Annotated in this window: 12 protein-coding genes; all 12 read right to left on the reverse strand. The window is 71.0% G+C overall.

Annotated features, from left to right (window positions below):
• On the reverse strand, positions 1-1,421 hold a 1,421-nt coding region (gene fliF, locus G6N75_RS00935; RefSeq protein WP_165346191.1), incomplete at its 3' end, for a flagellar basal-body MS-ring/collar protein FliF.
• Between the two features lie 65 nt (positions 1,422-1,486).
• A complete protein-coding gene (gene fliE, locus G6N75_RS00940) occupies positions 1,487-1,804 on the reverse strand; it encodes a flagellar hook-basal body complex protein FliE (protein ID WP_206202834.1) in 318 nt (105 codons plus the stop codon).
• Positions 1,805-1,817: 13 nt separating this feature from the next.
• On the reverse strand, positions 1,818-2,831 hold the full coding sequence (locus G6N75_RS00945; RefSeq protein ID WP_165346192.1) for a sigma-54 dependent transcriptional regulator: 1,014 nt from the start codon (positions 2,829-2,831) through the stop codon (positions 1,818-1,820).
• 137 nt (positions 2,832-2,968) lie between these two features.
• Positions 2,969-4,456 (reverse strand): sigma-54 dependent transcriptional regulator, encoded by a 1,488-nt coding sequence (locus G6N75_RS00950; protein WP_240900862.1) that lies wholly within the window; start codon positions 4,454-4,456, stop codon positions 2,969-2,971.
• Between the two features lie 130 nt (positions 4,457-4,586).
• Complete coding sequence (locus G6N75_RS15400) at positions 4,587-5,147, reverse strand: PilZ domain-containing protein (protein ID WP_165346193.1); 561 nt, start codon at positions 5,145-5,147, stop codon at positions 4,587-4,589.
• Positions 5,144-5,467, reverse strand: a complete 324-nt coding sequence (locus G6N75_RS00960; protein ID WP_165346194.1) for a flagellar protein FliT — start codon at positions 5,465-5,467, stop codon at positions 5,144-5,146. Before G6N75_RS00960 ends, G6N75_RS15400 begins: the two co-directional genes overlap by 4 nt.
• Positions 5,464-5,871 (reverse strand): flagellar export chaperone FliS, encoded by a 408-nt coding sequence (fliS, locus tag G6N75_RS00965; protein WP_240900863.1) that lies wholly within the window; start codon positions 5,869-5,871, stop codon positions 5,464-5,466. Before fliS ends, G6N75_RS00960 begins: the two co-directional genes overlap by 4 nt.
• A 35-nt stretch (positions 5,872-5,906) precedes the next feature.
• Positions 5,907-7,244 (reverse strand): flagellar filament capping protein FliD, encoded by a 1,338-nt coding sequence (gene fliD, locus G6N75_RS00970; RefSeq protein WP_165346195.1) that lies wholly within the window; start codon positions 7,242-7,244, stop codon positions 5,907-5,909.
• A 113-nt stretch (positions 7,245-7,357) separates the two neighbouring features.
• Positions 7,358-8,161 carry a flagellin gene (locus tag G6N75_RS00975; protein ID WP_165346196.1) on the reverse strand — a complete coding sequence of 268 codons (804 nt, stop codon included), beginning with the start codon at positions 8,159-8,161 and terminating at the stop codon, positions 7,358-7,360.
• Positions 8,162-8,326: 165 nt separating this feature from the next.
• Entirely contained in the window at positions 8,327-9,523 is a 1,197-nt protein-coding gene (gene flgL / locus G6N75_RS00980) for a flagellar hook-associated protein FlgL (RefSeq protein ID WP_165346197.1), read from the reverse strand.
• A gap of 3 nt (positions 9,524-9,526) precedes the next feature.
• On the reverse strand, positions 9,527-11,185 hold the full coding sequence (gene flgK / locus G6N75_RS00985) for a flagellar hook-associated protein FlgK (RefSeq protein WP_165346198.1): 1,659 nt from the start codon (positions 11,183-11,185) through the stop codon (positions 9,527-9,529).
• Positions 11,185-11,733: glucosaminidase domain-containing protein (locus G6N75_RS00990; protein WP_206202835.1), on the reverse strand; the 549-nt coding region annotated here is incomplete at its 5' end. The genes flgK and G6N75_RS00990, both read right to left, overlap by 1 nt.

Consider the following 11,733-nt stretch of genomic DNA (forward strand, 5'->3'; position numbering starts at 1 on the left):
ACGATGATGAGCGCCAGCAGGGCGAGCATCACCTGCTTCGCCAGGTCGGCCACCCAGGGCTCCCGCCACAGCTCCGGCGCCGCCATCGGCTCCGGCACTTCCTGGGGGATGAAGGAGGCGTTGACCACGTTGACGCTGTCGCCGCGCGTGGCGTCGAAGCCGACCGCCTCGCGGACCAGCGTGCGGACGTGCTCCATCTCCGCCTCGGACAGCGGCTCGCGCACCACGGCGCCTTCCTCGCCCGGCACGGCCTTATGGTCGACGACCACGGCGACCGACAGGCGGCGCAGGCTGGCGGGCGCCTGCTTGGTGTGGCTGACGGTGCGATCGATCTCGAAATTCCGGGTCGACCGGCGGCTGGTGTTCTGCGGCTGCGTCTCCGGCGCGGCATCGGCGCCCGCCGGCGCAACGTTGCCTGCGTTCGCGGCGCCGGGCACCACGGCGATGCCGGCGGGCGGCGGCTGGTTGGTCAGGGCGCCGGGGATGCCCATGGCGCCGTTCGGCGCGGCGCTCAGGTCCTCGAAGAACTGCTCGCTGCGCAGCACCGAGCCATCGGGGTCAAACGACTCGCGGGTGCTCTCGATGCGGGTGAAGTCCACGTCGGCAGCGACCTGGGCACGGAAGCCGCCAGTGCCCAGCATCGGGGCCAGCAGCTCGGAAATCCGGCGCACGTAGGTTTCTTCCAGCCGCTGCACGTAGTCCAGGTCGCGGCCGGTGAGTCCGGCGGCGGTCTGGCCGTGCGGCACGGTCAGCAGGCGGCCGCGCTGGTCGACGACGGTGACGCGCTCGGCGTCGAGCTCGGGCACGCTGGAGGCGACCAGGTGCACGATGCCGGCGACCTGGGCGTCGTCCAGGTTGCGGCCGGGATGCAGGTTGACCAGCACCGACGCGGTGGGCGTGGCGCGGTCGCGTACGAACACGGAGGGACGCGGCAGGGCGAGGTGGACGCGGGCGCTTTCGACCCCGTTCACGGCCATGATGGAGCGCGCCAGCTCGCCCTCGAGGGCGTGATGGTAGCGGGCGTTCTCGACCATGCGGCTGGTGCCGAAGCCCGACTCCTGGCCCAGGATCTCGTACCCGGTATTGGCGGCCCGCGGCAGGCCCTCGGTGGCCAGGTGGATGCGGGCTTCGTGCAGGCTGCTCGCCGGCACCAGCAGGCGCCCGCTGGAGGAGTCCAGCTTGAACCTGAAGCCGTTGCGGCCGAGGGCCTCCATGGCGTCGGCGGTGTCGCGCTCCGACATCCCCGCCAGCACCGGGACCATCGCGGGCCGGGTCGCGTAGATGAACGCCGCGCCGAGCGCCGCCAGCACCAGGGCCAGGCTCAGCAGCAGGCCGACCTGGCGTTGCGCCGGAAGGCGCATGAAGCCGTCCAGCGGGCTCGCCGGGACCGTGCCTGCGGATCGGGTAATTGCCTTGCTCATGCCTTGTCAAACTCCATCTTGTAAACGCTTCGTGTTGGCCTCGACGGTCCGTGACCTCGCGGTCATCAGACCTGCATGTTCATGATTTCGCGGTACGCCTCGAGCAGGCGGTTGCGCACCTGCAGCGTGGCCTCGAACCCGATGCTCGACTTCTGCGCCGCCACCATCACCTGGCCCAGGTTCACGCCGGGCGCGCCGCTCTGGAACGCTTCCTGCAGCCGCCGCGACTCGGACTGGGCCTGGTTGACCGTGTCCAGCGACTCCTTGAGCAGCGTGGCGAAACCCGGGCCGTCGGCCGCCGGTTGGGCGGGCGGCTGGGCCGGGCTGCGCTCCGCGAGCGCGCGCATCTGGTGAATCACTTGCTGGATCTGCATGTCGCTCATGGATCGTCTCCGCCTAGGGGATTGCCATGCCCATGTCGCGCATCCGCGCCAGCTTGTAGCGCAAGGTACGCGGGCTGATGCCCAGCCGGGCCGCGGCGTCCTTGCGGCTGCCGCGCTCCACGCGCAGGGCGTTGAGAATCAGTTGCTCTTCGTGGTTGCGGACTTCCTCGCCAAGGTCGGCCGCCTGGCTCGCCGCGGGCCGCTCGTCGGCCAGGCGGGCCAACGGGCGCGCTGCCGGAACGGCCTGGCCGTCCTCCAGGTGCAGCGTGGCGGCGTCGATGGTGTCGCCGTCGCACAGCACCAGCGCCCGCTGCATCGCGTTCTCCAGTTCGCGCACGTTGCCCGGCCAGCCGTGGGCCAGCAGCCGGGCCTCGGCGCAGGGCGCCAGGCGCGGCGCGCGGCCGCCCGCATGCCGCGCCAGCAGGTGGCGCGCCAGCGGCAGCAGGTCGCCGGGCCGCTCGCGCAGCGCCGGCACCCGCAGGGGAAAGACGTTGAGCCGGTAGAACAGGTCCTCGCGCAGGCGGCCTTCGGCGACGGCGGCGCGCAGGTCGCGGTTGGAGGTCGAGACGATGCGGACGCTGAAGCGAATCACCCGCCGCCCGCCGATTCGCTCGACCTCTCTTTCCTGCAGCACCCGCAGCAGCTTGGCCTGCAGCCCCAGCTCCATCTCGGTGATCTCGTCCAGCAGGAGCGTGCCGCCCTCGGCCTGCTCGAACTTGCCGGGGCGGGACTCGGTGGCGCCGGTGAAGGCGCCGCGCTCGTAGCCGAACAACATGGCCTCGAGCATGTTCTCGGGGATGGCGGCGCAGTTCAGCGCCACGAAGGGACCGTCGCGGCGGGGCGAGGCGTCGTGCAGGAACCGGGCATAGATTTCCTTGCCCGCGCCCGACTCGCCCGTGAGCATCACCGCCGCCTCGGAGCCGGCCACGCGTCCGGCCAGCTCCAGCAGCTCGCGGCTCACGGGATCGGCGGCGACGGGCCCGTGCCCGTGCGCCTCGCGCCCGTCCAGCTGCTGTGCTGCTTCCATCGAGTAACCCCTGGCTGTTGGTCCGACACGGCCCCACGGCCGCTGCCCAGGACTACAGCAAGTTCCGTGCCGGAACCTGCAGGAGTATTGAAAAACAGGGAGTTAGGCCTGGACGGCGGGTCCCGGCCGGGGCGGCGTCAAGAATCCGTCGCGAAGCCCTGGCGGTCGATCCCGAACTTGCGGAGCTTCTCCACCAGGGTCGTGCGCCGCATCCCGAGCGCCTTGGCGGCGTCGGCCACGATGCCGCCGCTCTCCGCCAGCGCCTTGCGGATGAGCTGTTCCTCGATGTCGTTGAGGTAGTCCTTGAGGCCGCGGCCGGGGCCGAAGGCGGCGTCCTCGACCGGCGTCGCCGCCGGCGGCACGGACTGCGTGGCCTGGGCGGAGTGCGCCGCGTGCTCGACATCGGGCTGCGGCGGCTGGCTCGCCGGCCCGGCCAGCAGGTCCTCCGGCCGGGCGTGGGTGCGGATCGTGGCCGGCAGGTCCCGTGCCTGCACCATCGCGTCAGGATGCAGGATGGCCAGGCGCTCCACCAGGTTGGCCAGCTCGCGCACGTTGCCCGGCCAGTCGTGCCGCGCCATGGCGGCCAGCGCGTCACCGGTAAAGCGGACGGCGCGCCGCCCCTCCGCCTCCAGCCGCGCCACCAGCTCGGCCGCCAGCAGCGGCAGGTCCTCGCGGCGGTCGCGCAGGGCCGGCATCTGGATGGGAAAGACGTTGATGCGGTAGAACAGGTCGCCGCGGAAGGTGCCCTCTTCCACCATCGCCTCGAGGTTGCGGTGCGTGGCGCAGACGATGCGGACGTTGGTGGGCATGGGCCGGCCGCTGCCGAGGCGCTCGAACTGGCGCTCCTGCAGGACGCGCAGCAGCTTGACCTGCATCTGCAGCGACATGTCGCCGATCTCGTCGAGGAACAGCGTACCGTTCTCGGCCAGCTCGAAACGCCCCTTGCGCGCCGTCAGGGCGCCGGTGAACGCGCCCTTCTCGTGGCCGAAGAGCTCGCTCTCCAACAGGTCGGCCGGGATGGCGCCGCAGTTCACGGCGACGAAGGGACCGGCGCGGCGCAGCGAATGGTAGTGGATGTGCCGCGCCACCACTTCCTTGCCGGTCCCGGTCTCGCCGAGGATCAGCACGGTCGAGTCGGTCGGCGCGACCTGCTGGATCATGCGGCGGATGTTCTGCACCGGCTCGCTCTGGCCGACCAGCGAGCGGAACAGCTCGACGTCGCGGTCCGCCTCGGTCGCCGGCTGCTGCAGCCGCCCGAGCAGCGGCACCAGCTGGGCATGGCGGAGCGGGCGCTCGACCTGGCCGAGCAGGCGCGACTTGAGGCGCTTCATGCGCTCCGGCACGGCCGGCTGGGCGCCCACGAGGATGATCGGCGGGCTGTCGCTCCAGGCGTCCAGCGCCTTCAGCACCGCGCTGTCGCCGGGACACAGCATTACTGCGGACCAGCTGTCCGCGGCCGCGGCATGCTCGGCGATGGAATCCGGCGGCACGACCTCGCAGCGCAGCCCGAGGAAGCCCAGCGCCGCGGTCAGCTCATCGGCAGCCGCATCCTCGCCCGCGACGATCATGGCGGGGGGCAGCCGCTCCAGGGCGGCGGCGTCTCCAGGTCCTGATCGTCTCTCCATGGCTCCCGGCGGGCTGGCTGGCCTTCTGTCGAGCTGACGCGAGAACCGGCCGGCGGCCACGGTGAGCCACCGCCCGGTGCGATAGGCCAATCATATTAACCGAGTGCGACGGGGCTTGAAGGGTCGGGCGTCACATTTCTGACGGCGGGCGGGGACGCTGCTGGGCGATGCTGCGGCGATGCCGCCGGAAGACCAGCCGCTCCAGCCGTTCCTTCACCGCGGGGTCCAGCTGCCGGAACTCGACCGAGACCTGCTTCTCCTCGCCCGGCTCCGGCTGCTCGACGACGCCGAACAGCACCACGGGCCGGGGCAGGCTGGCGCTGAAATGCAGCCCGAGCTGCAGCACCATGCCGGGCTCGAGCGGCTCGCCGGGCTCGAATACCAGGCCGCGCGCCGACAGCGACACCGGCACCGGGCCCGGCGCAATGGACTCGGGCAGCAGGGCCTCGGTCAGCAGCGTCAGCACGAGGTCGAATTTCGCCTCGAGCCGCTCCATCTGCGCCACCAGCGGCGAAGGCTCCTCCGCATGGCGGGGGGCTTCCTCGATCAGCGTCAGGGCGTTAAGCAGAGCCGCATTGCGCTCGTCGGTGCGCGCCAGCTGGTCACGCTCCGGCAGGCGGTCGAGCACGCGCCATTCCAGCGGCAGGGCGCCGCTCCAGCTCAGCCGCCCCTCGAGGACGGCCGCAGTCACGCACCGCGCTCCGCGTCGTAGGCGTTGCTGGCGCGACGGCCCTGGCGCAGGCGGCCGAGTTCGTCCGCGACTGCGGTCCGGCATTCCTCGGCCAGTCCCATGACCCGGCGATAGATGATGGCCACGGTCTCGATGGACTCGGCCTGGGCGAGATCCGGCGGCTCCACCAGCAGCGCCTCGAGCAGCCGGCGACAAAGGGTCTCCAGCTCGAGCGCCTCGTCCCAGGAGTCGGCGGCGGCCGCCGCCTCGAGCGCGTAGGCGGCCTCCAGCAGTTCCTCGATGGCGGAATCCTGCGGCCGCGGCTGTGGGGCGGCCATCATCGTGCCGCCTCCGGCGCGCCGACGATGCGGTCCCAGCCCTGCTTGATCTCGCGCAGCAGGCCCGACACCTCGTCGAGGATCGCCGCGTCATTGCGCAGGTTGGCCTCGAGCAGGCGCCGGGAAATGTACTCGTACAGCGCGTCCAGGTTGCCGGCGAGCTCGCCGCCGCGCTCATGATCGAGATAGGCGCGCAGGGCCTCGACCAGGCCGATGGCCTTGCTGATCCGCTCGCCCTTCTCCGCGACCTGCCCGTTCTCCATGGCGCCGCGCGCCAGGGTGATGCGGTCCAGCGCGCTCTCCAGCATCAGCTGCACCAGCCGCTCGGGCGAGGCGCCCTCGACCTGCGAGCGGGCACCGACCTGCTCGTACTCCTTCAACGCGCTGCGCATGCTGTGTAGGTTCATGTTCTTGTGTTCCCGGCCCCAAGGGACCTGCTGTTCTACTGCCCGTCGCTACCGCTGCGCGCCAACGGCAGGTTGGCGAGCTGGGAAGCGAGGAAACTGCTGGTGCTCTGCATCTGGGAAATCATCTGGTCCAGGGCGGTGAACTGCCGGGTCAGCCGCGCCTCGACACTTTCCATCCGGCGATCGAGCTGGTCGCGCCGCAGCTCCAGTGAGCGCAGCGAGGACTGCAGGCTCTCGGTGCGGCTGGCGAGCACGCCGTCCGCATCGGTGTAAATCGCCATGTTCTGGGACAACGTCTCGCCGAAGCCGCGCAGCGAGGCCAGGACCTCGGTCTGGTCCTCCGCCAGGCGGGCCGTGAAGGCGTCCTCGTCCACGCTGAGCTTGCCGTTCCGGTCTGAGCGCAGCCCGAGCTCGACGGCATTCCACAGGGCGCCGGTGTCGGCCCCCAGCGCGGCCGGCAGGGCGCCGCGGATAGAGCGCAGCGTCGAGTCGCCGTTCAGGGCCGCCCGTTCGCCCGTTTCAGTGTTGAAACTCGACAGTTCAGCCGACAGGTCGATCATGGCGTTGTACGCCGTGACGAACTCGTCCAGGGTCGCGCGGGTCGCTTCCGCGTCCCGGCCTACGGCCAGCTCGACCGGCGCCTCGGTCAGGCGCCTCAGGTTCAGCGTCACGCCGGGCAACACGTCGTCGACCACGTTGGAAGAGCTGGTCAGCTCCAGGCCGGCCACGCTGAAGCGGGCATCGGCCGGGGTGACGGTCTCGGTCATGGTCGCCGAGGCCAGGTTTCCATCCAGGGTCCCGGCCACGGAGACGCTGACGGTATTGGCCAGGCCACTCTCTTCGGCACTGAGCAGCAGCCGCCACTCGGCGCCGTCGCGCACCAGGGTGGCCAGCACGCCGGCGTCCGCGTCGTTGATGGCGTCGCGTACGTCGCGCAGGGTGTTGGCGCCCTCGGCGATGGTCACGGTGACCGGGTCGCCGGCGCCGAGGGAAATCGTCAGGTCGCCGGCGCCGAGCGCCGCATCGGGATCGGCGAACCCAAGGCTGGCCAGCGACTGGGCGCGGGCGAGCTCGAACACTTCGATGTTGTAGCGGCCGACGTCGGCGGCCGCGGTGGCGGTGGCCGAAAAGGCCGTCTCGTCGGAAAGCTGGACGCTGCGCGCGTCCTCCACGCCGGTGAGATTCGCGAGCGCCTCTTCCAGCGTGGCGAGGCTGCTCTTGACCTGGCCGAGCGCCGAGATCTGGGATTCGAATCTCGTCTCGAGGCGGTTCAGCCGGCCTTCGGCAGGCGCCCGCTCGGCGGCGACCAGCTGCTGGACCAGGGTATTGAGGTCCAGTCCTGAGCCGACGCCGAGAGAGGAGATACCTGTCATGCCGATGAACTCCTGTGAACTTCAACCGGTAATCCCGGGAAGACGGCGGCCGGTGGGGAGGTCGCCCGCACCGGCCGCCGTGCCTGCCCGGGATACCGGGCTGCGACCTGGGCTTACTGCAGCAGCTGCAGGACGCTCTGCGGCGCCGCGTTGGCCTGCGCCAGCATGGCCACGCCGGCCTGCTGCAGGATCTGGGCGCGGGTCAGCGCGGCCGTCTCGGCAGCGAAGTCCGCGTCCATGATGCGCGAGCGGGAGGCCGACAGGTTCTCGGCCGCCGTCTGCAGGCTGCGGACGATGGACTCGAAGCGGTTCTGCACGGCGCCGAAATCGGCGCGGGTGCCGTTGACCGTCCCGAGAGCCGTATCCACGGCATCCATCAGAGTCTCCGCCGCGCCGACCGTGAGAACGTCACCAGCAATTACGCCGCTTACGTCCACCGTGCTCACGTCAACCGTGTCGCCGTTGTTGGCGCCGACCTGGAAGGTCAGATCATCGTCGGCATTGAGGAGCTGCACGCCATTGAACGTGGCAGCGTCCGCAACTCGATCGATTTCCGCGATCAGAGTGGCCACTTCCGCGTTCAGCGCAATGCGGTCGCCGGACGAATTGGTGGCGTTGGCCGACTGCACGGCCAGCTCGCGGATGCGCTGCAGATTGTTGGTCACCTCGGACAGCGCGCCCTCTGCGGTCTGGGCCAGGGAGATGCCGTCGTTGGCGTTGCGCACAGCCTGGTTGAGGCCGCGGATCTGGGTGGTGAAGCGCTCGGAAATCGCGAGGCCCGCCGCGTCGTCCTTGGCGCTGTTGATGCGCAGGCCCGAGGACAGGCGCTGCAGCGAAGTCTGCAGGGCGCCCTGCGAGTTGCTGAGGTTACGCTGAGCATTCAGCGAGAGGATGTTGGTATTGATGACCTGTGCCACGTCTAGTACTCCTTGAGAAATTTGTTGACTCTCTAGCTTCAGTCGGCCGCCGCCCTGGGCGGGGCTTCCAGGCGGCGTGACTGCGCCGCGTCAGTCGGTTTATCGGCCCTGGGACGTGGGACTTGAATTCATTTCGTGCGTCAGTTCGCGGTTTTTGCGCGGTTTTCAGCGCAGGAAGTCGAACAGCGACATGCGCGTGAACATGGTGTAGCTCTGCTGGGCCGCCTGCAGGCCCGCCATGCGCAGGTTGAACTTCGAGATCGCCTCGGCGTAGTCGAGGTCCTCGATCTCCGACAGCGTGCGGCTGAGTTCCAGGAACTCGACCTCGCGCTGCTGGTCCTGGGCCTCGATGGCGTTCAGGCGCGCACCGACGCTGGAGCGCACATCCGACATCCGGCCGGCGGCCTGGTCGAGGTCGCCCAGCGCGCGGCCGATGGCGCCCGCCTGGCGCGCCGTGTCGGCGGGCCCGGCTACGGGCTGTTCCAGCGCATCCGCCAGGCTCGAGTAGATGGCAAAGATGTCCTGGCCGGTGGAGGCCCGGAGCTCGAAGGTGTCGCCCGCGGCCGGCGCGCCGCCGAGGCGGACGCTCAGGCCGTCGAAGTTGATGGTGCCGCCCTCGGCGTAGCTGCCGCTGGCCACAACATTGTTGCCTGCATCCACCGCCTCCCAGGCGTCAGGGGCGGTGAAACGGATGGTGCGCGGCGTGCCGTCCCAGGCGCCGGGCGAGCTCACGGTCATCTCGCGCACCGACCCGGTGCCGGTGTTGGCCGCGTTCTCGGTCACGACGAAGGTGCCGTTGCCCTCGGGGATGCCCATGAACACCGCGTCGCCCGGGTCGCCCAGGTCGATGCGGCGCCCATCGCTGATGGCCACCTGGCGTGCCTCGGAGCCGCCGTTGTACACGGCGCCGCCCGGGCCCTCGGTGAAGGGGCGGTCGAGCGAGGCGAAGCCGGCGAAGATGTACTCGCCGTTGGCGTCGCGCGTGTTCGCCAGGTCGTACATGGCCGCCAGCTGCTGGCGGATCTCGGTGGCGATGGCGCGGCGCGTCTCCGGCGTCTGGGTGGCGTTGTTGCCCTGGATGGCCAGCTCGCGCACCCGCTGCAGGCTGTCCAGCGCCTGGCCGAGCACGGCCTCTTCCTGGCCGAGCCGCGCTGAGGCCATGCTGCCGTTGCGGGCGTACTGCTCGAGCCGGGCCATGGAGTCACGGAACTGCAGCGACTGCACCGCCCCGCCCGGGTCATCGGACGGCGACAGGATGCGCTTGCCGGTGGCGAGCTGCTGCTGCACCCGGTTCAGCTCGGCCTGCTGGCGCTGGATCGAGTCGATGCCGGAGTTGTAAATCTGGGTCGTCGAGATGCGCATGGCTTACCTCCGGACCGCCACCAGCAGGGTGTCGAACAGGGTCCCGGCCGTGGCGATGACCTGCGCCGCGGCGGCGTAGGCCTGCTGGTAGCGCAGCAGGTTCGCGGCTTCCTCGTCGAGGTTTACGCCCGAGACCGCCTCGCGCTGGGCGCGGGAGTCCTCGAGCATCCGGCCCTGGGCCTCTGCCGACAGCTGGGCCTGGCGGGTCTTCACGCCGACATTGGCCACCAGCTCGTTGTAGGAAGCCGAAACGCTGGTCGTGCCGTTGGCCAGCACCCGCTCGGTGCCGAGGCTGGCCAGGGCCAGCGCGTTGCGGTTGTCGCCGGCCACGCTGGTGCCCGGGGTCGTCGGCGGCAGCGCCGCGGCGAAGGCGCGCGGGTCGGTGAGCGCCACGCCCAGCTCGGCGGCAGCCGTGCGGGTCGGGCGGACGTCGAAGCTGTCGCCCGCCGCTGCGCCGGCGATGCCGGACAGGTCGAGCTCGAAGCCGTCGGCGGCAAGCGTCCCGCCCGGCGCCGCCGTCGCCAGCGGCGTCGCGGAGCCGGCGCGCGTCAGGCGCCACTCCACGCCGTCGAAGCTGGCGCGGTAATCCGCCGTGGTCAGGGCCGCGGCATCGGTATAGGCCAGGGTCGGCGCGCCGGTGGCGCTGTTGCCGCGCCCCGTCAGCACCTGCCCCTCCGGCAGGCGGAAGAAGTCCCCGCCGGCGACGCCGTCGAGGTCCACGCCCTGGCTGTGCAGCTCGTTGAAGGACAGGGCCAGGCCCACCGCGGTGCGGCCGAGGGCGTTCTGGACCGGGTCGATGATCTCCCGGCGCACGTCGAGCAGCGCGCCGAGTTCGCCGCCGGAAATGATGTCCGTCACCGGCACCACCGAGGAGGGGTTCACCACCGCGATCTCGGTGCGCGAGGGGTCGGCGCCGAGCGGCTGGGCGGACAGCGCGGTCGCCCGGTTGCCCATCACCAGGTTCTGGCCGGTGCCGATCATGACGTTCAGGGAGCCGTCGTCCTGCGGCAGGGTCTGGACCGCGACCAGTTCCGACAGCCGCTCCACCAGGGCGTCGCGCTGGTCGAGCAGGTCGTTCGGCGGCGCGCCGCCCGACTGGCCGAGGCCTTCCACGATCTGCTGGTTCAGCCCGGCGATGCTGGCGGCCAGGCCGTTGATCTCTTCGACGGCGGCGCCGATCTGGCCTTCCACCACCTGGCGCTGCTCGTCCATGCGCCGCTGCAGGAAGCCGAAGCGGTCCGCCAGGGCCTCGCCCTCGCTCAGCAGCACCTGCCGGGCGGCGGTCGAAGTCGGGTCGTTGGCGACGTCCTGGACCGCCGCGAAGAACTGCTGCAGCACGGGCGCCAGGCCGGCCTCGGGGTCGGCCAGCAGGCTGTCGGCCCGCTGCGCGTATTGGTAGTAGACCTGCTGCCGGGCCGAGCCGGCGCTGTTGTCCAGCACCTGGCGCTGCACGAACTGGTCGGTGATGCGGCTGACGCCGGACACGTCCACGCCCTGGCCGTACCAGCCGGCACCGGAGAACTGGGGATTGCGGGTCGCCAGGTCGATGCGCTGGCGGCTGTAGCCTTCCTGCCCCACGTTGGCGATGTTCTGGCCGGTCACCTGGATCGCCCGCTGGTAGGCCAGCAGGGCCGAAGTGCCGATGCCGAATACTCCGGACATCAGGTGCTCTCCTCAGCGGCCGGATGCGGCCGCGCGCGGGCGGCCTCGGAGCCGCCCGTAGGGTTGGTTGTCGGCCGGGAGGACGAGAAGTTGAGCCCCGGCAGGCCGCGCTCCAGGATCTTCAGGATCTTGTCGGCATAGGCCGGGTCGGTGGCGTAGCCGCCCTCCTGCAGGCCGCGCAGGTAGCCCTCCGGGCTGTGGGCGTTCTCCAGCGCCTTCTGGTAACGAGGGTTCTCGCCGACCAGGCGCACGTAGTCGGCAAAGCTGGCCGCCTCGTCGGGATAGCCGCGGAAGGCGGCCGTCTCGCGCTGCGCCACGCCGTCGCGGTACTCCAGCGTGGAGACGCGGACGGCGGCGCCCGACCAGCCGCCCGAGGCCTTGATGCCGAACAGGTTGTGGCTCGGCTTGCCGGCGCGGTCGGCCATCATGTGGCGGCCCCAGCCGGTCTCCAGCGCCGACTGCGCGATCAGCACCTCGGGCGCCACGCCGAGGCGGGCGGCCGCGCGCCGGGCATGCGGCAGCAGGCGCTGCACGAATTCCGCCGGGCT

Source organism: Thioalkalivibrio sp. XN8 (assembly GCF_011058255.1).
Classification (GTDB): Bacteria; Pseudomonadota; Gammaproteobacteria; order Steroidobacterales; family XN24; genus XN24.

Coding starts and splice junctions, on each gene's coding strand:
- flgL (WP_165346197.1), bottom strand. CDS start 9,523: ATGCGCATCTCGACGACCCAGATTTACAACTCCGGCATCGACTCGATC.
- G6N75_RS00950 (WP_240900862.1), bottom strand. CDS start 4,456: ATGGAGAGACGATCAGGACCTGGAGACGCCGCCGCCCTGGAGCGGCTG.
- fliD (WP_165346195.1), bottom strand. CDS start 7,244: ATGACAGGTATCTCCTCTCTCGGCGTCGGCTCAGGACTGGACCTCAAT.
- flgK (WP_165346198.1), bottom strand. CDS start 11,185: ATGTCCGGAGTATTCGGCATCGGCACTTCGGCCCTGCTGGCCTACCAG.
- fliS (WP_240900863.1), bottom strand. CDS start 5,871: ATGAACCTACACAGCATGCGCAGCGCGTTGAAGGAGTACGAGCAGGTC.
- G6N75_RS00960 (WP_165346194.1), bottom strand. CDS start 5,467: ATGATGGCCGCCCCACAGCCGCGGCCGCAGGATTCCGCCATCGAGGAA.
- fliE (WP_206202834.1), bottom strand. CDS start 1,804: ATGAGCGACATGCAGATCCAGCAAGTGATTCACCAGATGCGCGCGCTC.
- G6N75_RS00945 (WP_165346192.1), bottom strand. CDS start 2,831: ATGGAAGCAGCACAGCAGCTGGACGGGCGCGAGGCGCACGGGCACGGG.